This is a genomic window from Flavobacterium sp. KACC 22758 (genome assembly GCF_028736135.1).
In the GTDB taxonomy this organism is placed as follows: Bacteria; Bacteroidota; Bacteroidia; order Flavobacteriales; family Flavobacteriaceae; genus Flavobacterium; species Flavobacterium johnsoniae.
On sequence record NZ_CP117878.1, the window covers coordinates 452,853 to 475,681 of the forward strand.

General features: G+C 32.7%; 18 protein-coding genes, 1 tRNA gene and 1 riboswitch. Of the genes, 14 read left to right on the forward strand and 5 right to left on the reverse strand.

Annotation, left to right across the window (positions count from 1 at the left end; all coding sequences use genetic code 11):
• Positions 1–9: 9 nt before the first annotated feature.
• Positions 10–1,506, reverse strand: coding sequence for an MFS transporter (locus PQ462_RS02040; RefSeq protein WP_274252189.1), 1,497 nt, complete (start codon positions 1,504–1,506; stop codon positions 10–12).
• Between the two features lie 241 nt (positions 1,507–1,747).
• Positions 1,748–1,938, forward strand: a riboswitch (cobalamin riboswitch).
• Between the two features lie 281 nt (positions 1,939–2,219).
• On the opposite strand from PQ462_RS02040, the gene PQ462_RS02045 reads away from it, so the two are divergent.
• Complete coding sequence (locus PQ462_RS02045; protein ID WP_274252190.1) at positions 2,220–3,539, forward strand: DUF5074 domain-containing protein; 1,320 nt, start codon at positions 2,220–2,222, stop codon at positions 3,537–3,539.
• 238 nt (positions 3,540–3,777) lie between these two features.
• Here PQ462_RS02045 and PQ462_RS02050 read toward each other — a convergent pair.
• Positions 3,778–3,853 (reverse strand) — tRNA-Phe (locus PQ462_RS02050).
• Between the two features lie 103 nt (positions 3,854–3,956).
• Between PQ462_RS02050 and PQ462_RS02055 the strand changes: the two genes are divergently transcribed.
• The 7 genes from PQ462_RS02055 to PQ462_RS02085 all read left to right on the forward strand — a co-directional run bounded on the left by PQ462_RS02055 (position 3,957) and on the right by PQ462_RS02085 (position 10,927).
• A complete protein-coding gene (locus tag PQ462_RS02055; RefSeq protein WP_274252191.1) occupies positions 3,957–4,691 on the forward strand; it encodes a type III pantothenate kinase in 735 nt (244 codons plus the stop codon).
• On the forward strand, positions 4,684–5,913 hold the full coding sequence (locus PQ462_RS02060; protein WP_274252192.1) for a hypothetical protein: 1,230 nt from the start codon (positions 4,684–4,686) through the stop codon (positions 5,911–5,913). Before PQ462_RS02055 ends, PQ462_RS02060 begins: the two co-directional genes overlap by 8 nt.
• 52 nt (positions 5,914–5,965) lie before the next feature.
• Positions 5,966–6,523 (forward strand): LPS export ABC transporter periplasmic protein LptC, encoded by a 558-nt coding sequence (gene lptC, locus PQ462_RS02065; RefSeq protein ID WP_274252193.1) that lies wholly within the window; start codon positions 5,966–5,968, stop codon positions 6,521–6,523.
• Between the two features lie 2 nt (positions 6,524–6,525).
• Positions 6,526–6,720: a hypothetical protein gene (locus tag PQ462_RS02070; protein ID WP_044047564.1), complete on the forward strand. Its 195-nt coding sequence runs from the start codon at positions 6,526–6,528 to the stop codon at positions 6,718–6,720.
• A 2-nt stretch (positions 6,721–6,722) separates the two neighbouring features.
• On the forward strand, positions 6,723–7,982 hold the full coding sequence (locus PQ462_RS02075) for a hemolysin family protein (RefSeq protein WP_274252194.1): 1,260 nt from the start codon (positions 6,723–6,725) through the stop codon (positions 7,980–7,982).
• Between the two features lie 108 nt (positions 7,983–8,090).
• A complete protein-coding gene (locus tag PQ462_RS02080) occupies positions 8,091–10,190 on the forward strand; it encodes a peptidylprolyl isomerase (protein ID WP_274252195.1) in 2,100 nt (699 codons plus the stop codon).
• A 290-nt stretch (positions 10,191–10,480) separates the two neighbouring features.
• On the forward strand, positions 10,481–10,927 hold the full coding sequence (locus PQ462_RS02085; protein ID WP_274252196.1) for a hypothetical protein: 447 nt from the start codon (positions 10,481–10,483) through the stop codon (positions 10,925–10,927).
• A gap of 21 nt (positions 10,928–10,948) precedes the next feature.
• Here the strand turns inward: PQ462_RS02085 and PQ462_RS02090 are convergent, their stop codons facing one another.
• Both PQ462_RS02090 and PQ462_RS02095 read right to left on the reverse strand, forming a co-directional pair.
• Complete coding sequence (locus PQ462_RS02090) at positions 10,949–11,863, reverse strand: GYDIA family GHMP kinase (RefSeq protein ID WP_274252197.1); 915 nt, start codon at positions 11,861–11,863, stop codon at positions 10,949–10,951.
• Positions 11,864–11,955: 92 nt separating this feature from the next.
• Entirely contained in the window at positions 11,956–13,269 is a 1,314-nt protein-coding gene (locus tag PQ462_RS02095; RefSeq protein ID WP_274252198.1) for a hydroxymethylglutaryl-CoA reductase, degradative, read from the reverse strand.
• Between the two features lie 180 nt (positions 13,270–13,449).
• On the opposite strand from PQ462_RS02095, the gene PQ462_RS02100 reads away from it, so the two are divergent.
• The 6 genes from PQ462_RS02100 to PQ462_RS02125 all read left to right on the forward strand — a co-directional run bounded on the left by PQ462_RS02100 (position 13,450) and on the right by PQ462_RS02125 (position 20,746).
• Positions 13,450–15,621, forward strand: coding sequence for a S9 family peptidase (locus PQ462_RS02100; RefSeq protein WP_274252199.1), 2,172 nt, complete (start codon positions 13,450–13,452; stop codon positions 15,619–15,621).
• 37 nt (positions 15,622–15,658) lie between these two features.
• Positions 15,659–17,335: a peptide MFS transporter gene (locus PQ462_RS02105; protein ID WP_274252200.1), complete on the forward strand. Its 1,677-nt coding sequence runs from the start codon at positions 15,659–15,661 to the stop codon at positions 17,333–17,335.
• Positions 17,336–17,343: 8 nt separating this feature from the next.
• Positions 17,344–18,828 (forward strand): peptide MFS transporter, encoded by a 1,485-nt coding sequence (locus PQ462_RS02110; RefSeq protein ID WP_073408042.1) that lies wholly within the window; start codon positions 17,344–17,346, stop codon positions 18,826–18,828.
• Positions 18,829–18,884: 56 nt separating this feature from the next.
• Complete coding sequence (locus PQ462_RS02115; RefSeq protein WP_012023502.1) at positions 18,885–19,352, forward strand: thioredoxin family protein; 468 nt, start codon at positions 18,885–18,887, stop codon at positions 19,350–19,352.
• 224 nt (positions 19,353–19,576) lie between these two features.
• Positions 19,577–20,029 carry a hypothetical protein gene (locus tag PQ462_RS02120; protein WP_012023503.1) on the forward strand — a complete coding sequence of 151 codons (453 nt, stop codon included), beginning with the start codon at positions 19,577–19,579 and terminating at the stop codon, positions 20,027–20,029.
• A gap of 267 nt (positions 20,030–20,296) precedes the next feature.
• The gene (locus PQ462_RS02125; RefSeq protein WP_012023504.1) at positions 20,297–20,746 is read left to right on the forward strand and encodes a hypothetical protein; all 450 of its coding nucleotides are present in this window, start codon (positions 20,297–20,299) and stop codon (positions 20,744–20,746) included.
• 7 nt (positions 20,747–20,753) lie between these two features.
• On the opposite strand, the gene PQ462_RS02130 is transcribed toward PQ462_RS02125, so the two are convergent.
• Positions 20,754–22,790, reverse strand: coding sequence for a ComEC/Rec2 family competence protein (locus tag PQ462_RS02130; RefSeq protein ID WP_274252202.1), 2,037 nt, complete (start codon positions 22,788–22,790; stop codon positions 20,754–20,756).
• Between the last annotated feature and the right edge of the window lie 39 nt (positions 22,791–22,829).

Genomic DNA, 22,829 nt, shown 5'->3' on the forward strand with positions numbered 1-22,829 from the left:
TCTTAAATGTTAAAGATGATTAATTTTGTTTTTGTTGTCTATGTAAATCATTCCAATTACGAAACAGATCGACGCAATAATAATAGGATACCAAAGTCCGTCAAGATAAAAATCGCTTTTTCCGGCTGCTTTTGCATGAGTTACAAAATAAGTCGAAATTGCCGGCAGCAGACCTCCAAAAATTCCATTTCCTACATGATAAGGAAGTGACATAGAAGTATATCTGATTTTAGTTGGAAACATTTCAACTAAAAACGCTGCAATTGGACCATAAACCATTGTAACAAATAAAACCTGAATGAAAACTAAAAAAATTAAAGTCCATTCATCGCCAGAATTGATATTTATAGTAACACTGCTTTGAGATTTTTTCTTATCAGCAAAATCTGTTTTCTTTTCGATATACGTAGTTCCATCAGTATAGGTTTTTGAAATAGTGGTAATTACGTCATTATTTTTTGCTTTTTCGATCTTTTGAGAGGTTTGGTCTACAATTTCGGTTTTGTAACTCACATCAGTTGTGTTGTACATCATTTTATATATAGGTCTGTAGAATAAAATAGCGAGTAACATACCGAACATCATAATGTATTTACGGCCGACTTTGTCACTCAGCCATCCAAAAACAATAAAAAACGGCGTTCCAATCAATAATGCAATTCCGAGTAAACTGTCAACCTGAGAAGAATCTACATTCATAACCGTTTTCATAAAACTCATGGCATAGAATTGTCCGGTATACCAAACAACACCCTGTCCCATTGTTGCGCCAAATAATGCCAAGAGAACAAACTTTAAATTGTATCGGTTTCCAAAACTTTCCTTTAAAGGATTTGCACTTGTTGTTCCTTCCTTTTTAGCTTTTGCAAATACAGGTGATTCGTCCATATTTTTTCTTATTAAATACGAAACTCCCACCATTACAATAGAAACCCAAAAAGGAACACGCCATCCCCATGAATCAAAAGCTTCGGCCGAAAGTACATTTTTGGTAGCCAGAATAACCATCAAAGAAATAAATAAACCAACCGTTGCAGTAGTCTGGATCCACGATGTCCAATATCCTTTTTGACCCGCCGGAGCATGTTCGGCAACATAAGTCGCTGCGCCGCCATATTCTCCGCCAAGAGCCAAACCTTGCAATAAACGCAAAATCAAAACTAACAGAGGCGCGACAAAACCAATGGTTTCATAACTTGGGATACAGCCTATTAAAAATGTAGAACCTCCCATTAATAATAAAGTAGCCATGAAAGTATATTTTCGGCCAATAATATCTCCCAATCGTCCAAAAAATAAAGCGCCAAAAGGTCTGACAACAAATCCGGCAGCAAATGTGGCTAATGTAGATAAAAATGCTGCAGTTGGATTATCACTCGGAAAGAATTTAGTTGAAATTACAACGGCCAAACTTCCAAAAATATAGAAATCGTACCATTCAATCATTGTTCCCATAGAAGAGGCCGAAATTACTTTCCAAATGCCTTTAGTAGAAGTTTTGCTCATAAAACGTTCTGTTGATTTAATAATGAATAAAAAATTAAAATACGATTTTACGAATATATAAGATATTTTTTTATTTAGTTGATACTTTTTTAACAAAAACTAATTAATTGTTGATAATACATTTTTAATCAGTCAATCCTTAATAATTCGGAATATATCATAGAATGCAGATGTGCCTAAACCCTTATGTAGTATAAGGATGAATGGATTTCAAAAAAGAAAACACTAGTTTTGTAGCTCAAAATTTAAATCAGAAAATGGTTGTCATGTTTGATTAAATATGACATTAAAAGGGAATTTGGTGCAAATCCAAAACTGTCCCGCAGCTGTAAGCTCATTAACTGAAACCTTTAATATGTCACTTTTCAATTCGAAAGGGAAGGCTGGGTGTAGGGAGCAAGTCAGAAGACCTGCCATTTTTATAGTAATAACAGCTTTCGGGGATTGAAGCTTGAATTAAGAATAATACTTTTTCACTCTAAGTGATAATGGGTATTGTTTGATCATTCTATTCTCGTAAGCTAAATAAGTTTATGAGATTTTTTTCTGCAAATGCGATGTCTTAAAAACAGTTTCTTTTTGGGTGTTTTTTCTTCTTGACGTTTCCTTTTCTCTATCAAAAAAATCATTAAACATGTCATTGCCCAGAAACGTAGTTTTTTAGTGCGCTGGATTTAAACATTTAAGTAATATAATTTTTTAAATATTTAATAATGAGAAACAATTTTTTTTCCAAGCAATTAATCGCCATTGCTTCTTTAATGATGCTGGCAACTTCATGTAATAATGATGATGATTTTACGGCGCCGCCTGTTATCAAGGGCGAACAGCAGTTAAAAGATACTTTGACAATTGGAAAAACACTTCAGCTGAGTTCAAAAATAAAAGACAGAAATAATGTTTCATTTGAATGGGCAGTAAACGGGAATGTTGTAGGATCTGATTCGACATATATTTTTAAACCAGAAACAAGAGGAGATTTTAAAATTACGATGACTGCCAAAAACAATGGCGGAAACGTATCTCTAACTTACGATATTCACACATTTGGAGCTTATGAAAACGGATTCTTTATGATTAATGAAGGATGGTTTGGACACGGAACAGGAACAGTTGGGTTTTACAGATACGATACAAAAGCAATAGAAGACAGTATTTTTGTAAAAGTAAATCCAGATAAAGATTTAAAACCAGAATCATCAACTTTAGAGTTTGGAACTATCTTTAATAAAAAACTATTCTTGGTTTCTAAAGTCGGCGGACCAGTTGTGGTTGCAGATGCTTATTCGCTTAAAGAAGAAAAAAGAATTCCGGCTCAGGGCGGAAACGACTGGCGTGCAATAGTTGGAATTGATGAAAATCAGGCTTTGCTTACTTCTGGAAAAGGAATATTCAAACTTAATTTGAATACAATGGAATTAAACGGACAAGTTGAAGGAATTACTGGTCAGGTAGGAGACATTGTAAAAGCTAACGGATATATCTTTGCATTGTCGGCATCAAAAGGGGTTATTGTAATTAATGCTACAACATTAGCAGTCGAAAAAACAATTTCAGGAATGGTTCTGGGATTTGCTGTTACTGATGATAAAAAAGTATGGGCCGCAGGCGGAACAAAACTTATCAATATAGACTCTAATACTCTTGAGGTAAAAGAAATAGCATTAGGTTTTCAGGCTTACGGAAGCTGGGGAGCCTGGCATCCGGGATCTATTACAGCTGCAAAAAATGCTATTTTCATTGCCAAAAATGGAAGCTGGAGCGGTGGTAAAGAAATTTATAAATATAACGGAGATGTTTCTTCATTAGCTTCGCCTTTCATTACATTAACAGATTCTAATATATTATATGGAGCAGGAATTGGTTATGACAAAAAGAAAAACACTTTAGTAGTTAATACCGTAAACGAAGGATATGGAGCAAATTTTGCGATCAATAACCTTTATTTATTCAATGCAGATTCTGGAGCTAAAACAGGAACAGTAAGTTTTTCAGGATATTATTTTCCAGCGGTTTCTGTGTTTCATCAATAAGATTTTTTAGACTAGGTTTTTTAACCGCAAAGACCGCAAGGTAAAAAACGCAAAGTTCGCAAAGCTTTATCAATATAAAGCCTTGCGAACTTTTTTTTAGCCGCAAATTATACAGATTAAAATGATTTTTAAAACCTGTATAATCCGTGTTATCTGTGGGCTATTCTTTTTTACTTTTCGGTTTAAATTTTTCCGAAAATAATAAAAACAAAAAACCCGAATATTGCTATTCGGGTTTTGGTGGTACCTCCAGGGATCGAACCAGGGACACATGGATTTTCAGTCCATTGCTCTACCATCTGAGCTAAGGTACCGTCTTGTGCTCAATGCGGGTGCAAAGATAGAATCATTTTCCGTTTATCCAAAACATTTTAGAAAAAAAATCAATTCGTATCTTCGCACAAACAAAAAAGAAAAATGATTTTAACTGTTGATGTTGGAAATACCAGAATTAAAGCTGCTGTCTTTGAAGGGAGTAGTGTTTTGGAGTATTTCGTTTTTGAAAAAAATGAGCTTGAAAAAAAAATTGAAAAAATTTTGGGAAAATTTCCAAACTGCTCAGATTTGGTTGTTGCCTCGGTTGGAGATGTCGAAAAACAATCTTTTTTGAGTTTTGAAAAACAGTTAAATGTTCATTTTTTTACACATGAAGATATTTACCCGTTTCATAATAAATATGCAACGCCAAAAACTTTAGGAATCGACAGAATGATTTTGGCTGCCGGAGCAACATTGCAGTTTCCGAAACAAAATCGATTAGTTATAGATGCCGGAACATGCATTACCTATGATTTTATCGACGAAAACGATAATTATCTGGGCGGCGCAATCTCTCCGGGGCTTCGTTTGCGTTACGAAACCTTACACAATTACACAGCCAGACTGCCTTTGCTTACTTTAAATGAGCCTCATTCTTATATTGGAGATTCAACCGCACAGGCAATTCATTCTGGTGTTGTGAATGGTTTCGTCTATGAGATTGACGGTTTTATCGATGAATATCGCTCGAACTTTTCAAATTTTATAATAATTTTAACGGGAGGCGATGCAGAATTTTTGGCTAAACGATTAAAAAATACCATATTTGCCAATTCAAATTTCCTTCTGGAGAGTTTGAGCCAAACATATCAATATAAAATCGACAATGATTAAAAAAATTATAATAAGTGCTTGTTTGCTTATATCGTTCGTTTCATTTGCTCAGCAAGGTACTGCATCGCCATATTCTTTTTATGGAATTGGAGATATCAAGTTTAAAGGAACTTTAGAGTACAGATCTATGGCGGGCGTTGCTGTTGAGCAGGATAGTATTCACTTGAATATTGAAAATCCAGCAAGTTATGCCAGTTTAATGCAGACTACTTTTACAGTAGGAGGAACTTTTGGAACTTCGACATTAAAATCGAATACTGGATCTGCAAAAGCACAAAGAACAACTTTTGATTATTTAGCTGTTGGAATTCCGGTTGGAAAATTTGGAGTATCGTTTGGTTTAATTCCATTATCATCTGTTGGATATAAAATTTTAGATGATAATACTGCGACGGAAGGAGCTGTAAGTTCTCAGTTAAGCGGAAAAGGCGGTATTAATAAAGTATATTTTGGCGTAGGTTATAAAATTAAACCTCACTGGACTATTGGAGCTGATGTTCAATATAACTTTGGAAAAATCACAACAACAAGTATAGAGCAGGTAACTGGTGTTCAAAATGGTACATCAGAATCAAATGCTTCAACTTTATCCGGGGCTAATTTTGATTTAGGTACAATGTATCAGACAAAGCTTTATAAAAAAGTAAACCTGTTTACAAGTTTGAGTTATACATTTTCAAGTAATTTAAATTCTGAAAATGTGAGAGAAATTAATGTAAGCGGTGATCCAGACCCTTATGCATATCCTGCATCAACTACTAAATTAAAACTTCCGAGCAGAGTAATTATTGGAGCGGGTATTGGTGAGTCAAGAAAATGGTTAATAGGTACTACATTAGCTTTTCAGGGAGAAGGACAGCTGACAAACTATTACAATGCAATGGATAACGTTCGATACGAGAATTATGCTAAATATGCAATTGGAGGTTACTACATTCCAAATTATACCTCTTTTACAAGCTATTTAAGCAGAATTACATATCGTGCAGGTTTGAAATACGAAAAAATTGGTTTGATTGTTAACAACGAATCAATTAAAGATGTAGGAATGACTTTAGGAGCTGGAATTCCAATTCCGGGATATTTTTCTAATGTAAACATAGGAATTGAATTTGGTAAAAAAGGAACAGTTTCTTCAAACCTCGTTCAGGAAAATTATGTAAACTTTAGCGTAGGATTCTCATTTAATGATAAATGGTTTGTGAAGAGCAAATTCAACTAAACATAAAAATATATGTTTTTATAAGCTCATTACAATTTATTACATTTGGCAAATGAATTTACCAAAGAGATATATTATAAGCGTTGTCACAGTTATTGCTGTGACACTGTTTTTTGGATGCGAAAGTAATTTTAAAGAAGTTCAAAAAATTAACTTCTCAGAGTTTGTTCCGGCAAGTGATGCCGATACTGTGAATGTCAAATACACAGATTCTGGCAAAATAACAGGAGTTTTGATAAGCTCAAAAATGCTTGATTATTCTAATCTTGAATTCCCTTTTACAGAATTTCCAAAAGGAATTGATGTTACTTTATACGACAAAAAACAAAAGCGTACCTTTATTAGATCAAATTATGCTGTATCCTATAAAAATACAAGTATAATAGATTTACAGGGAAAAGTTAAAATTACCTCAGAAGCAGGACAGGTTTTGGAAACAGAACAAATGTTTTTTGATCAAAAAAATGAGTGGTTTTACACAGAAAGAAAATTTAAGCTTACAGATGCTAAAGGAGTTTCTTTTGGTCAGGGAATTGATTTTAGCAAAGATTTTAAAGTGATTAATTCGCAGCGAATAAGCGGTGAATTTGAATCAGACGAAGAATTATAATTATGGGATATTTAAAATACACACAATACGTTTACATCTTATTTGCAGTTTACTTTATTTATGATGGAGTAATAAAACTTACCGAAAATAACGAAGCATATCCTTTAAGTTTCGTTATTGCAGGAATGGCTGTTTTTATGTTTTTCTTCAGAAGAAGGTTTCTTAATAAATATAACGATCGAAATAAAAAACAATAAAAATGGAAATTAGTATTATAATATTGTGTTTAATACTATCAGCATTTTTTTCAGGAATGGAAATAGCTTTTATTTCCTCAAATAAAATTTATCTTGGAATTGAAAAAAAACAAGATAATTTTCTGTCTCAAATTCTAACAAAACTTACCGAAAATCCTTCAAAATTTATAGCTTCAATGCTTATTGGAAACAATGTAGCACTTGTGATTTATGGTTTTTATATGGGAGATGTTGTTTTGAAATGGATAACAGGTCTTGGATTTCATTTTTCAGACGTAACCACTATTTTAGTACAAACTTTAATTTCGACTTTTATAGTTCTGATTACTGCAGAGTTTTTTCCGAAAGTTTTTTTTCAAATCTATGCCAATTCCTTAATTAAGATTTTTGCCGTTCCGGCTTATCTTTTTTACAGGTTGTTTTACTACATCTCTACATTCTTTATCTGGATATCTGATTTTATTTTAAGAAAGTTTTTTAAAACAGAAGGCGATCAGGTACAATTGTATTTTAGTAAAGTTGAACTTGGTAATTATATTACAGAACAAATGAGTTCAGTTGAAGATGATGATGAAGTCGATTCTGAGATTCAGATCTTTCAAAATGCCTTAGAGTTCTCAGGAGTAAAAGCGCGGGATATTATGACACCGCGAACAGAACTTGTTGCAATAGATTTGTTTGACAGCGTTACAGATTTAAAAGAGCTTTTTATAGAAACCGGATATTCAAAAATTGTAGTAAGTCAAAACTCCCTTGATGATATTGTAGGTTATGTGCATTCATTCGATTTATTTAAAAAACCGCAGACCATAAAATCAGTTTTAATGACTGTTGAATTTGTTCCGGAAACGATCTTAATAAAAGACGCTTTAAATATTTTAATTAAAAAGCGAAAAAACGTTGCGGTAGTTTTAGATGAATATGGAGGAACTTCCGGAATTGTAACAATTGAAGATATCGTTGAAGAGCTTTTTGGTGAAATTGAAGATGAGCACGATTTAGATGAAGAATTGATAGAACAGGATTTAGGCGAAGGCAAATATTTGTTTTCTACACGCTTAGATGTCGAATATTTAAATGAAACCTACAAACTCATGATTCCCGAAGAAGATTCATACGGAACATTAGGCGGCTTTATTGTAAATTCTACCAAAGAAATACCCCAAAAAGGAGATAAAATTGTGATTGACAGGTTCCATTTTAAGATAGAACAGGCTTCAAACAAGAAAATTGAATTGGTCAAAATGACAATAAAAGAGTGAATTTTTAAATAATTAAAAAAAATTGTGTAAAATAAAACGCTAGTTGTATTGTTATTAACTAGATAATTGTATTTTCGCAAACTGAATATAAAATTAACGATAATAAAAATGGCAGTTTTAGCAAAAATTAGACAGCGTTCCGCTTTATTGATAGGAGTTATTGCACTTGCATTATTTGCATTTATAATACAAGATCTAATCGGTAAAGGAACATTTAGTCAAAGTTCAAAAGATGTAGGAAGCATCGATGGAAAAGATATTTCATTTGAAGACTTTAGAGTTAAAGTTAGTAATCTTGAAAAAAGTGGTCAAGGAATTACTTCCACTGAAGCTGCAAACAGAGTTTGGGATCAAGAAGTTTCAATCGCATTATTATCAGCTCAGTTTGATAAATTAGGATTGAGAGTTGGTGAAAAACACTTAATTGAAGTTTTAAAATCAGACCCAAATATTGGTAAAAACCCTATGTTTTTAAACGCAGCAGGAGTTTTTGATATAGTTAAATTTAAAGACTACTTTAAAGCAAATCCTGAAGCAGCACAATATATTTCTGATAAAGAAAAAGATGCTGAATTAAACGCAAAATTTCAAATCTATAATACTTTAGTAAAATCTGGACTTTACACAACTGCTAGTGAAGGAAAGTTAAAGTATGAAATGGAAGCTAACAAAGTAAACTTTGCTTACGCTGGAGCGTTATACTCTTCTATTAAAGATAGTGAAGTAAAAATTTCTGATTCAGATATCGTAGATTATATGAAGAAAAACGAGAAAAAATTCAAAGCTGATGAAACTCGTGAAATTCAATACGTTTTAGTTGAAGATAAAGCATCAAAACAAGATGAGGCTGATATTAAAGCTAAAATTACTGCCTTATTATCTGGAAGTGTTGTTTACAATGCAAAAACAGGTAAAAACGATACATTACCAGGATTTAGAAACGCAACAAACATTGCTGAATTTGTAAACGCAAATTCTGATGTTCCTTACGATTCTACTTATGTTCCTAAAAATGCTCTTCCAGCTGTAGATGCTGATAAATTATTCAGCTTACCTGCTGGTGCAATTTACGGTCCTTATGTTTACGGAAAATACTATGCAATTTCTAAATCTTTAGGATTTAAAGCTGGTGTTAACGCTAAAGCAAGTCATATCTTAATTGGTTACGAAGGTTCTCAAACACCTAACCAAAAAGAAAAAAGAACTAAAGAAGAAGCTAAAGCTAAAGCTGAAGAAATTTTAGCACAAGTTCAGTCAAACCCTGACAGCTTCATGATGCTTGCTTTTACAAGTTCTGATGATTCATCTGCTCAGCAAGGTGGTGATTTAGGATATTTTGGTCAAGGCCAAATGGTAAAACCATTCAATGATTTTGTATTCAACAACGGAATTGGAAAAGTTGGTTTAGTAGAAACTCCATTCGGTTTCCACGTTATTAAAATTACAGACAAACAAGACGGAATTCGTTTAGCTACAATTGCTCAAAAAATTGAGCCTTCTGAAGCTACTTCTGATAAAGTATTTACATTAGCTACTAAATTCGAAATGGAAGCTGCAGACAAAGACTTTGCTGCTACTGCAAAAGAATTAGGTTTAAAAGTTGAAGGTCCGGTTTCTGCAAAAGCTATGGACGAGCAGTTTGGACCATTAGGAGCTCAAAGAAACATCGTTAGATGGGCATTTGATAAAGAAACTGATAAAGGTGATGTTAAACGTTTTGAATTAGCTAATATCGGACACGTTATTGCTCAATACAAAGGAGAAAACAAATCTGGTTTAGTTTCTGTTACTATGGCTAGACCTTATGTTGAGCCAATCTTGAAAAACAAGAAAAAAGCAGAAATCTTAAAAGCTAAAATGACAGGTTCAAGCATCGAAGCTATTGCTAAAAGTGCTGGTGTAGCTGTACAACAAGCTGCTGATGTTACTTTAGATAACCCTGTTTTACCAGGCGGAGTTGGACAAGAGCCGCAAGTTGTAGGTACTGCATTTGCTTTAGCTGCTAACAAACTTTCTGCTCCAATTGAAGGAAATACAGGAGTTTATGTAGTGAAAAATATCAAAACTGTAAAAGCTCCGGCTCTTACAAACCATGCAGAATATGTTGCTAAAGTAAAAGCTCAAAGCGCATCTGATGCAGGAAGAATTTTGCCAGCGTTGAAAAACAATGCTAAAATTGAAGATAACAGATTACAATTTAATTACTAAGCGAAAGTTTTAGTAAAATAAATAAAAGAAAAAACCCGAAACGTTCAATTGAATGTTTCGGGTTTTTCTGTATATAATGTTTTGGTAAAATGTTTTTGTAGTAAATGCTTTATACAATTTGCCTAACTATATGGGAATTATGGAAATATAACCTTAAAAATTTGTGATTATAAAAATATTACAGTTAATTTGTCGGAATTTTTGTTCTAACAAATCTAAATTTTAACAAACATTTGTTAATGCAAGTTCTGAGAGAATTATAAATAAATACTTTAATAATCAAACATTTAATGTTTTATAAGTTTAAATTTTTAAGAAGAAAACCAAAAGTATATTCTAAAATTGAAAATCACATTTTTGGAATAATTACGGAGCTTTTAAAAGTTAGCAGTACCGACATCAATGTTGATGAATTGGGTGGTAAATATTATTTAAGTAACGAAGAACAGCACTTTAAGGTAACAATTTTAAGTAACGATTACGTTATCAGGCTAACCAATACCCGTGACTCTGTAGCTGAAAAATACGATAAAGTTTTTGTAGAAGATGTTTTGAAAGCTGTAAAAGAAGAAAAACACCGCAGAATGGAGCTGGTGTACGACTCTATTACAAACAGTATTGAGAAAATGGCTGAGCGTTTACATAATACACTTATAGAGTCTAACGAGCAGGAAAATGAAAAAGTAAGACGTTTAGAATCTGAACCAGTTGAAAATGATCAAAAAGTAAATTTTTAATTGTGCTTATTGGATTGATAACTATTCCTGCAAAATCATTTCATCATAAGAGAGAATAACATCATATCCTTTTGATGTAAAATAATCCTTAGGATCTTCTTTTGAAACCACCATTACAAAGTCTCCACCCCAAGCGCCCAGACTTTTAACAGTACCATTAAAATCAGGAAACGCAATTTCTTTAATTGTTTTTATTTCCATAATGTTGCTTAAATGAATTTCATGCTTTTCTACTGCATAAGCAAAATCTTTTAAGGTTTTAGCATTCAGGATAGCTTTAGTTATTTTATTGTTTTCGGCAACACTCTTTGCTAGATTTTGATCTTTGTGTTTGTTATAAGCTTGTATAGCAGTTTTGCTGTTTTGTTTTTTGTTGAGATAAACAAAGTGAATGTTTTCTGTAAAGTCCGGATTGAAAATAACCGGTTCAACAAAATTGTTTTCTATTCGATATAAAATAGGAGTATTGTTCTGTGCGCAGGCAATGTCATAACCGCTGCCTCCAAAACTGTTTTTAAGCAGTGTAAAAGCATTAATTTTGGTCCACTGCGCAATATTATTAATCAAGGTCGAAGATGTTCCCAATCCCCAATTTCTTGGAAAAGTAAGATTCGTTGTTATTCTATATCCTTTTGACTGCTTGATAAATTCAGGATTTAAAAGATAAGCTTCGTGCAGGATATTAATTAAAGTGGTTTTTACAGTTTCAACTTCAGAATCTATATTGTTTATGACTTCATCAAATGAAATTACATTTTCAAACCAAAGCTGTTTGTCGTAGTCATAACTTTTCCATTCTATGATTTGGTTTTCTCCTTCTGTTACAACTAAATCCTGACCAAATTTTGTTGGCAGTGCAAAAGCATCTGCGCCATCTAAAACTAAATATTCTCCAGAGATGAATAATTTTCCGTTACTGTAAAAGGTTGTTGACATACGTATTTTTTAGCCCCGATAGAAGTGGAAATCCTTTTGCTTTTTTCTTTAAAAAGAAAAAGATTGCAACGAATAGCGGGATCAGCTTCTAATTATTTTCTTAAATTTTCAATGAATTCAACTACAGCACTATGCGAAACAGCAGTTTTCTTAAAATGTGCTTTTATCAAATGACGTTCTTCGTCTGTAGCTTCAAACTGGTTGATGATATTATTTAAGTGCATTTTCATGTGTCCTTCCTGAATTCCTGTTGTGGTTAAAGAACGCAACGCTGCAAAATTTTGTGCTAAACCTGCTACGGCAGTAATTTCCATTAACTCTTTTGCAGAAGGTTTTTCAAGCATTTCCATGCATAATTTTACTAATGGATGCAGTGAAGTCAAGCCGCCAACGGTTCCTAGTGCTAAAGGAATTTCAAGCCAGAATGTAAAAATTCCATCCTCAATTTTAGCATGTGATAAACTTGCATATTGACCGTTTTTTGAAGCATAAGCATGAACTCCGGCTTCTACAGCTCTAAAGTCATTTCCTGTAGCCAGTACAACAGCATCAACACCATTCATGATACCTTTATTATGTGTTACAGCTCTAAAAGGCTCAATTTCGGCAATTTGAACAGCCTGAACAAAGCGTTCTGCAAATTCCTGTGGATTTTGGATATGCTTTTCGGCTAAATCTTCAATTGGACATGAAACTTCGGCTCTAACTAGGCAGTTAGGTACGTAATTCGATAAAATACTCATGATAACAGTTAGTGTATCTTCTTCAGAAAATAAATCAGAATGCTGAAATTCTTCTTTTAAAGTAGATGCGAACTGCTCTAAGCATGAATTGATAAAATTAGCGCCCATGCTGTCTTTAGTTTCAAAAGTGGCATGAAGCTGATAGTAATTCTCAAGTAAATTTCGTTTGTCTTTTAATTGAATATCTAATATACCGCCGCCACGTTCCTGCATGTTTTTGGTAATGCTTTGTGTTTCAGAAAAAAACTTAGGTTTTATCTGCTGGAAAAACGATTGTAATTTTTCGGCATCACCATTAAAATTAAAATGAACCTGACCAATTTTTTCGGTATCAATTATAGTTGCTTTAAAGCCTCCGCGTGAAGCCCAAAATTTGGCTGCTTTTGAGGCTGCAGCCACGACAGAACTTTCTTCAATGGCCATTGGTATCGTTTTATACTTCCCATTGATCAAAAAATTTGGGGCTACCCCAAGCGGAATATATAAATTGGTAATCGTATTCTCAATAAATTCATCATGCAGCTGTTGGAGCTTTTCGTCTGAATTCCAGTAATTTCTTATAATATTTAACGCCTCTTCAGGAGTCGAAAAATATTCATTGGCGATCCAGTTAATTTTTTCTTTTTTGGATAATTTAGAAAATCCGGCAACAGCGTTGTTCATTCTCAATATATTAAATAATAATGTTGCCGCAAAGATACTATTTTAAGAGTTTTGATTGCAATCTATTTCAGACATGAAAGTACGCAATCGTTATTTTTTTTAACATTTAACACTTAAAATGTGTATTATGTTTATTTTTTTTATTAAAATTGGGCTCTTTTTATATTTAAAATAATTCTAATGAATACAAGTAAATTTACTGCAGTACTTTTATTTTTAACTGCGGTCGTTTTTGGACAGCAAAAAATAACTGTCGAAAATGTTTTTGGCGGTACTTTCCGGGCTAAAGGGATGGATGAACTGCAATCGCTGAAAAATACAAATCAATATACTGTTTTAAATGTTGACCAGGCGAGCAGAAGTATGCAGATCGATTTATACGATTTTGCTACGCTCAAAAAAGTATCGAATCTTGTTGATACTAAAAACCATAAAGAACTTGCCGACGGAATTGACAGCTACACCTTTGATGCTTCTGAAAAAAAGATCTTAATTGCTTGTAATTCTACTAAAATCTTCCGTCACTCTTTTACTGCTGATTATTACCTTTACGATATTGCAGCAAAATCTCTGATTAAACTTGTTGATTTTCAGATTCAAGAGCCAACTTTCTCACCTGACGGAACTAAAATCGCTTACGCAAAAGAAAATAACTTATATGTATATGATGTAGCATCAAAAAAATCTACACCAATTACTACAGACGGAAAGAAAAATGCTGTAATTAACGGTATTACTGACTGGGTTTACGAAGAAGAATTTGCTTTTGTGCGTGCATTTGACTGGAGCAAAGACAGTAAAAAAGTAGCTTACATTCGTTTTGACGAAAGCCAGGTTCCTGAGTTTTCAATGTCAATTTTTCATAAAGATTTATATCCAAAAATTGAAACTTTTAAATATCCTAAAGCAGGAGAAAAAAACTCAGAAGTTTCATTACATTTATATGATGTAGCTGCAGGAACTGCAAAAAAAGTAAATTTAGGAAACTACAATGATTTTTATATTGCAAGAATGCAGTGGACAAATGATGCAAATGTACTTTGTGCACAAGTTTTAAACCGTCACCAAGACAATTTAGATTTATTGTTTGTTGATGGAAATACAGCGACAGCAAAAGTAGTTTTAAATGAAAAAGATAAAGCTTATGTAGATGTAACTGATAATTTGACTTTCTTAAAAGACAACAGTTTTATCTGGACCAGCGAAAAAGACGGTTTTAATCATATCTATGTGTATGATAAAAACGGAAAACTTAAAAATCAAGTTACAAAAGGAAACTGGGAAGTAGTTTCATACTACGGTTTCGACGAAAAAACAAAAACGATTTTCTATCAGTCTACAGAAAATGGTTCTATTAACAGAGATCTTTACAGAATTGGTTTAGACGGAAAAAATAAAGTGCGTTTGTCTTCAAAAACAGGAACAAGTGCAGCGACTTTTAGTCCAAATTTCCAATACTTTATTACAACTTTTTCAAGTAATACACAGCCTACGACTTATACTTTAAATGAGGCTAAAACAGGAAAAGAAATTCAGGTTATCGAAAATAATCAGGCTCTTGCTGATAAATTAAAAGCGTATAACCTTCCTTCAAAAGAATACTTTGTTTTAAAAACAGCAAAAGGAAACGAACTTAATGCATGGATTTTAAAACCAAAAGATTTTGACCCTTCAAAAAAATATCCGGTTTTTATGTTCCAATATTCAGGCCCGGGATCGCAGCAGGTAGCGAATCAATGGAATAACTCTAATGATTATTGGTTTCTTTCATTAACACAGCAAGGTTATATTGTGGCTTGTGTTGACGGAAGAGGTACAGGTTACAAGGGGGCTGATTTCAAAAAGGTGACTCAAAAAGAATTAGGAAAATACGAAGTTGAAGATCAAATCGATGCAGCAAAAGTAATTGGTGCTTATCCATATGTTGATGCTTCAAGAATTGGAATTTTCGGATGGAGTTATGGTGGTTTCATGGCATCTAACTGTATTTTCCAAGGAAATGATGTGTTTAAAATGGCAATTGCTGTTGCTCCTGTAACAAACTGGAGATTCTATGACAGTGTTTACACCGAAAGATACATGCAGACTCCACAAGAAAATGCAAGCGGATACGATCAAAACTCTCCTATAAATCACGTTGATAAATTGAAAGGAAAGTTCTTATTGATTCATGGTTCTGGCGATGACAATGTTCACGTTCAAAACACAATGCAGATGATGGAAGCTTTAATTCAGGCAAATAAACAATTTGATTCTCAAATCTATCCAGATAAAGATCATGGTATTTATGGCGGAAAAACAAGAGTTCAGCTTTACAATAAAATGACCAATTTTATCAAAGAAAATTTATAATCTAAAACAATATTAACCTAAAAATAATAATGAAAATATGGGAGAAACTCAAGTAAAAACTGCGCATCCAAAAGGTCTTTGGGTACTATTCGGAACGGAGATGTGGGAGCGATTCAATTTTTATGGAATGCGCGCTTTATTAACTTTATTTCTTGTGAATTCATTATTGATGAAAGAAGAAGAAGCGTCTCTAATTTATGGAGGTTTCCTTGGACTTTGTTATTTGACACCAATGCTGGGTGGTTTTGTTGCTGACCGTTATTTAGGAAATAGAAATTGTATTCTATTAGGCGGATTATTAATGGCAATAGGGCAAATGCTTTTGTTTACCAGCGGAAGTGTTTTTGAGTCAAATTTAGATCTGGCAAAAATTATTATGTACTCTGCATTAGGAGTAATTGTTTTTGGAAACGGATTTTTTAAACCAAACATTTCTAGTATGGTTGGAAGTTTGTATCCAAAACAGGAAAAAACAAAATTAGATAGTGCTTTTACTATTTTCTATATGGGAATTAACATTGGGGCATTCTTAGGGCAGTCTATTTGTCCATTGTTAGGAGATGTTAAAGATGCAGGCGGTATTAGAGATATCCACGCTTTTAGATGGGGATTCATGGCGGCTTCTGCAGCAATGTTACTAGGTACAATTCTTTTTTACTTCTTGAAAAATAAATATGTAGTTTCTCCGGAAGGAAAACCATTAGGAGGACTTCCTTCTAAAAATGATGCTTCAGATTTTGAAGAAGGAGAATCACAAAAAGCAAACTTTTCTAATAAAGCTCTTGCTATGGCAGGAGTAGCATTTATTGCTTTAGGATTCTTTTTTCACTACGTGGTAGGTCAAAACTTAATTTATACTTTGATTTACTCAAGTGGTCTTGCATTAGCAGGATTGATTATTTCTGATACTTCTTTAACTAAAGTAGAAAGAGACAGAATTATTGTAATTTATATCGTATCGTTCTTTATTATCTTCTTCTGGGCGGCGTTTGAGCAGGCAGGTTCATCTTTGACTTTTATTGCTGATAACCAAACAGACAGACATTTCTTTGGCTGGGCAATGCCTCCATCGATGGTTCAAATTTTTAACGGAATGTTTGTTGTGTTTTTAGCAGTTCCATTTAGTGTTCTTTGGGATACTTTAAGAGCTAAAGGTAAAGAGCCGATTTCACCTGTAAAATTAGCTGCTGGGTTAGTGATAATTTCTATGAGTTTCTTTATGATTGCGACTCAGGTTTCTTACATCGGAACTTCAGGACTTTTATTAGTAAAATGGCTTATCTTATTATATTTCCTAAATACATGTGCTGAGTTATGTTTGTCTCCAATTGGTTTGTCATTGGTAGGTAAATTGTCTCCAAAACGTTTTGCATCATTATTATACGGAGTATTCTTTTTGTCTAATGCATCAGGTTATGCCTTGGGAGGAACTTTAGGTTCTATCTTGCCGGCAACCGGAGATAAATTTGCAAAGGCAAAAGAACTTGGAATAGATCTTCAGGCAGTTTTAGATAAAAAAATCACATTGACAGCAGATCAGTTGTCTTTATTAGATCATCATCAAATTAGTGCTCAAAACCCAATTTTTGCAGGATTTGAAATCCATAATTTATATGAATTCTTTATGGTTTTTGTTGTCCTGACAGGTATTGCAGCAGTTTTATTATTTGCTTTAACGCCACTATTGAAAAAATTAATGCACGGTGTTAGATAAAATATAAAATGGAAAACAATATTACTTTAGAAGAAATTCAAAATTTTAAAGGCAAGTACCCAAAGCAATTGTGGTACTTGTTTTTGGTTGAAATGTGGGAACGTTTTTGTTTCTACGGAATGCGTGGTGTTTTAGCAGTTTTTATGGTAGACCAATTGGGTTTGCTGGATGGGCAGGCAAGTCTTCAATATGGTGCTGTACAAGCTTTTGTTTATGCTTTTACCTTTATTGGAGGAATTTTTGCCGATAAAGTTTTAGGATTTAAAAAGTCGCTTCTTTTTGGAGGGATCGTTATGATTTTGGGTAATTTGCTAATTGCTGCAAATCCGCATGATTTCTTTTATTACGGGATTACACTTTCTATTATTGGAACAGGTTTTTTTAAACCGAACGTGTCTTCGATGGTAGGGGAGCTGTATCACGAAAACGATGGACGCCGTGACGCTGGTTACGGATTGTTTTACGCAGGAATTAATATAGGTGGAATGCTTGGAGGAGCAATTCCTATTTATTTAGGAAAGAACTATTCTTGGAGTTTATGTTTCCTTTCTGCTGCAGTTGTTATGATTATTGGTGTTGTAACTTTTCTTTTAACAAAAAAGCATTTAGCGCCAATTGGAAATTCTCCATTAGAAAATCATGCGCCTAAAAAACGTAGCCTTTACGAAATCGCAGTTTATGCTGGTTCTATAATGGTAATTCCGCTTGTTTATATAATGGTTATAAACTCTGATTACACAGAATATTTTATGTATACGATTGGAGTTTTGGCATTTGGATATTTTATATATGAATTAATAATGATTAAGGAACGAAAGCAGCAACTTAAGCTTTTGGCGGCATTTATCTTTATTTTTGCATATTTCATGTTTATGGCTATCTCAGAGCAATCTGGAGGGTCATTATCTTTATTTGCAAAGGATAATTTATCTACTAAATTGTTGTTTTTTAATATAGATCCAAACGTTGTAAATAATAGTATAAACTCATTATATGTTATTGTTTTTAGTCCATTAGTTGGGTTATTATGGATTTACATGTCTAAACGAAAAATTGAACCAAATACAATTATTAAGTTTGGGTTATCGTTTCTTTTACTAGCGGCAGGATTCTTTATTTTTTATAGTGCTAGATTTTTTGTAAACAAAGATGGATTAAGTTCTCTAGATATGTTTGCTTTAGGGTATCTTTTGTATACACTTGGTGAATTGTGTATTGGACCAATCGGGATGTCTGTAATTACAAAATTGTCTCCTAAACGTTTGTTTGGAATGATGATGGGATTATGGTTTTTATCTAGTGCGTTCGGGCAGTTTGCTGCAGGAAAATTAGGTGCTGAAATGTCTGATGCCAATACAGGAACAACTTTAATGTCTAAGCTTATTGCCTATACAGATGGATATTATCAATTGGCTTTATATGCACTTATTGCTGGTATTGCGTTAATTGTTTTGACTCCCCTACTCAGAAGATTAATGCAGGAAGTAAAATAAGCAGAAACTGTTTTTTCAATACATTTTTTGTTTAAATTTGCGAAAAATAATACATTATGAAAAGAATATTATTAATAGCCTTTTTTGTAGTTGGAGCATTTGCTGGACAAGCTCAGGAACTAAAATGGTATACTGATGTTAAAGAAGCAATCACGATAAGTAATAAAGAACAAAAACCAATGTTAATGTTCTTTACCGGAAGTGATTGGTGCGGATGGTGCATTCGTTTGCAAAATGAAGTTTTGAAAACGGCAGAATTCAAAAAATGGGCTGCTGATAATGTTGTTCTTGTAGAGTTAGATTATCCAAGAGGCGTGCCTCAGACTCCGGAATTAAAGAGTCAAAATAATGAATTACAGCAGGCTTTTGGAATCCAGGGATTTCCAACAGTATTCTTTACAAGTGCTGAAGCAAAAGACGGAAAGATTAACTTTAAAGGTCTTGGCAAAACAGGATATGTTGCCGGAGGACCATCTGCCTGGTTAACAGTTGCAGAAGGTATTGTTCATCCTAAAAAGTCTTAAAAAGATATATTCAAACTATAATTTATATATAAACTCCTTACAGTAATGTAAGGAGTTTTTTTGTTTAGTAAGAAAAGGTTTTCATATAATGTTTCTGAAATTGTTATTTATATATTTATTTATGTATAAAAAAACATATAATGTATTTTTTAATGTGATATAATTTGGATAATTAAAATATTGTGTTAATTTCGTCATGCTATACTAACCAAAACCAATATAATATGACTAAAAAACTACTTATCCTACTGTTTTTTTTAGGTTCATTTTTCGTTCAGGCACAAACTCTTGCGTGGAGAACTAATATGACTGATGCAATAGCCATTAGTAATGAACAAAAAAAACCAATGTTAATCTTATTCACTGCCTCAGGTGTACCAGAAAATCTTCAAAATGAAATCTTTAAAACTCCAGACTTTGCTGTATGGTCGCGCGACAATGTTGTACTGGTAAAATTAGACTTATCAGATGAAACGGCTTCAGATGGAGATAAAGAGCAAAACGTTAGATTAAAAAATGCCTTTGGAGTTCAGGATCTGCCGGAAGTGTGTTATGCAATAGCTTCGGTAAGAAAAAATAAAACGACTTTCAGCGCTCTTGGAAAAATCTCGTATAAACCAGGAGGGGCAAAATCGTGGATTGCAGAATCAAATAACATCCTGCATCCGAGCGAGTAATAAATTTAAATTAAGTTTCTTAGTTTAATTTGTAGAATCCCTTTTCAATGTATGTTGAAAAGGGATATTTTTTTTAAACGGTTTTAAATGTATATTGTACATTTAATATTTTAACAGGGTATTTTTTTCGGTTTTTTCAAATATTAAACCTTAAAAAGAGAATTTCATTTTAATGTATTTTTTTCTAACTATTTGTTTTAAAGACTCTTGTTTCATGTGGGTTTTATGTTAATTTAGTTCCTTTAACCCAAACCAAAACCAATATATATGAGCCGAAAACTACTTACCCTATTTTTATTTTTAACTGCCTGTATAGCAGAATCGCAAAATCTGGAATGGAAAACCGACATGACAGAAGCAATCAATCTCAGCAATGAACAAAGAAAACCAATGTTGATTTTATTTACATCGGCAGGTGCTTCAGATGCATTGCAAAATGAAGTTTTTAAAACTATAGATTTTGAAAAATGGTCTAGAAAAAATGTGATTTTAGTGAGACTTGATTTGTCTGATCCTAATATTGCCAGCGAGGTTCGAGAACAAAACATAAGATTAAAGAACGCTTTTGGAGTTGAAAATGTTCCTGAAGTTTGTTATGCAAGTGCCACTATTAGAAAAGAAAAAACCAACTTTAATACATTAGGAAAACTTACATATAGTTCAGGAGGTGTCAAAACATGGATCACAAACTCTGATCTAATTTTAAATCCAGAATAAAAAAGATTTAATTTAATCGATAAAATCCCTTTTCGGCTGTGGCATGAAAAGGGATATTTTTTTTCTCACAGCTTATCTGCCAAATTCTTTGAAGCGTATATGAATTAGAACCATCTGCAATAATAATTTTGGGCTGCAGCTGTGTTAAAACGCGATCTAGATTTATTTTGGGAGATTGAGTTAAAATTAAAATTTCAGGAGATATACTGTTTGCATAAATTCCGGTGCTGTCAATTATGGAAATTTTATGGCCTTTGAAAAACAATACGTTTTTAAGTTTTTGAGATTTATTTAAAACACTAAAATTACCAACTAAGTAAGAGTTAAAAACATTGCTTTTTGTGCTTTTGCTGCTCGTTGTATCGCTCGCAAAAAGCGTAATGATATTTCCATTTCTTGAAGAAATCAAAGTGTTTTTCTTCACATTATAAACGATTAATTCCTTTTGATTTGAAATTTCTCTTTTAGTATAAATCAGTGCAGATTGAAATAAAATTATTGATATAAATACTGCAATGAGTTTATTGTAACTTGGTTTTTGAGACCAGATTGTGGCGCTTATTATTACAAGATACAGCGTTATCAAGTAATAAAAATTAAAGCTGATGCCTTGAATGACAAATGATTCAAATGAAGCTACATAATGAATTAGTTGATTTAGAATGAAAATACTTTTTTCAAAAATATAAACCAATATTTCGGGCGGACTTTTGAAAATGGCAAATAACATAACGATAATTCCTGCAATCATTATAAAAGATAAAACCGGCAGAATTATAATATTGGTTACAAAAAATAATCCCGGAAATTGATGGAAATAATACAGGCACAAGGGCAATGTGCCAATTTGCGCTGCAAAAGAAACCGTTAGTGCGTTCCATATATATAGAATAAATTTATTTTTTGGTTTCCAGATTTTGTTTAATTCCGGCTGAAGCCAAACAATAAAAAACAAAGCTAAATAACTCAGCTGAAATCCAACATCAAATAAAAAGTACGGTTCAAAAAGCAATATCAATAAAAGGGAAACTAATAAAGTGTGATAAATATTACCGCTTCGTCGTAAATGATTTCCTATTGCTACAAACGAAAACATTACAACAGAGCGTAATACAGAAGGCGATAAACCAGAAATAACAGCAAAACCGGCCAGAGAAATTAAAATAGTAATTAATTTAATTGCAGAGCCTTTTCGGGTATTTGGAATTGGTTTTAAGATAAACATTATAAAAAGCATTATAAAGCCAACATGCAGTCCCGAAACAGAAAGTACATGTGTAGCTCCCGAATATTGATAATCTTTGATTATATCTGCTGAAATTTCCTGCTGCTGTCCTAAAATCAGAGCCAGCGCAACATTCATTTCATCTTTATTAAAATGAGCGCTTTCTAAATTTTTGAGAATAGTAGAATGCAAACGTCCAGAATAATACCAAATATCTTTTGTAATTGTCCTGCTGACTTTTATTTCTGATTTTTTGCAATATAACTGTGCGTAAATCTGTTTGTCTGATAAATACTTTGCATAATCAAACTGATTTGGATTTTTGTTCGAAAAAGTTCTTTGTAAAGTAGTTTCAACTCTAATTGTATTTCCAATAATAAGGGGATTTTTTAAACTGTCTTTTTGAATATTGACAATAATTCTGCCTGAATAAACTTTGCCGTCAATGCTGTTTATAAGGCCAATATATCGATCATTATAATCATTACTTTTGAGTTTTTCTCTTAAAGTAAAAGTGATGAACTGCTGGTTTTCAAAAACAGTTTTTGAGTACGTATAATTAGATTTGTCGAAAGTATCGGTGTGGAAAAGCAAAACGCATATCCCAACAAAAAAAGATAAAAGAAAACTGTTGATGCTAAAAAATGTTTTTGCTTTTTTATTTCTTTTTGAAATAAAATACGAAGCACAAAACAAGATTGTTGAAAAACCAAGAAAAATGAGAGATGCTTTTAACGGCGGCTGGCAATAATAGGAAACTAAAAGCCCAAAGATAAAGGGAATTGTTATTTTAACTAAAGGAAAATCTAATACTTTCATCAGGTAAAAGTATTAAATATTTGTAAGAAAATAAATATA

Coding starts and splice junctions, on each gene's coding strand:
- PQ462_RS02040 (WP_274252189.1), bottom strand. CDS start 1,506: ATGAGCAAAACTTCTACTAAAGGCATTTGGAAAGTAATTTCGGCCTCT.
- PQ462_RS02045 (WP_274252190.1), top strand. CDS start 2,220: ATGAGAAACAATTTTTTTTCCAAGCAATTAATCGCCATTGCTTCTTTA.
- PQ462_RS02055 (WP_274252191.1), top strand. CDS start 3,957: ATGATTTTAACTGTTGATGTTGGAAATACCAGAATTAAAGCTGCTGTC.
- PQ462_RS02060 (WP_274252192.1), top strand. CDS start 4,684: ATGATTAAAAAAATTATAATAAGTGCTTGTTTGCTTATATCGTTCGTT.
- lptC (WP_274252193.1), top strand. CDS start 5,966: ATGAATTTACCAAAGAGATATATTATAAGCGTTGTCACAGTTATTGCT.
- PQ462_RS02070 (WP_044047564.1), top strand. CDS start 6,526: ATGGGATATTTAAAATACACACAATACGTTTACATCTTATTTGCAGTT.
- PQ462_RS02075 (WP_274252194.1), top strand. CDS start 6,723: ATGGAAATTAGTATTATAATATTGTGTTTAATACTATCAGCATTTTTT.
- PQ462_RS02080 (WP_274252195.1), top strand. CDS start 8,091: ATGGCAGTTTTAGCAAAAATTAGACAGCGTTCCGCTTTATTGATAGGA.
- PQ462_RS02085 (WP_274252196.1), top strand. CDS start 10,481: ATGTTTTATAAGTTTAAATTTTTAAGAAGAAAACCAAAAGTATATTCT.
- PQ462_RS02090 (WP_274252197.1), bottom strand. CDS start 11,863: ATGTCAACAACCTTTTACAGTAACGGAAAATTATTCATCTCTGGAGAA.
- PQ462_RS02095 (WP_274252198.1), bottom strand. CDS start 13,269: ATGAACAACGCTGTTGCCGGATTTTCTAAATTATCCAAAAAAGAAAAA.
- PQ462_RS02100 (WP_274252199.1), top strand. CDS start 13,450: ATGAATACAAGTAAATTTACTGCAGTACTTTTATTTTTAACTGCGGTC.
- PQ462_RS02105 (WP_274252200.1), top strand. CDS start 15,659: ATGGGAGAAACTCAAGTAAAAACTGCGCATCCAAAAGGTCTTTGGGTA.
- PQ462_RS02110 (WP_073408042.1), top strand. CDS start 17,344: ATGGAAAACAATATTACTTTAGAAGAAATTCAAAATTTTAAAGGCAAG.
- PQ462_RS02115 (WP_012023502.1), top strand. CDS start 18,885: ATGAAAAGAATATTATTAATAGCCTTTTTTGTAGTTGGAGCATTTGCT.
- PQ462_RS02120 (WP_012023503.1), top strand. CDS start 19,577: ATGACTAAAAAACTACTTATCCTACTGTTTTTTTTAGGTTCATTTTTC.
- PQ462_RS02125 (WP_012023504.1), top strand. CDS start 20,297: ATGAGCCGAAAACTACTTACCCTATTTTTATTTTTAACTGCCTGTATA.
- PQ462_RS02130 (WP_274252202.1), bottom strand. CDS start 22,790: ATGAAAGTATTAGATTTTCCTTTAGTTAAAATAACAATTCCCTTTATC.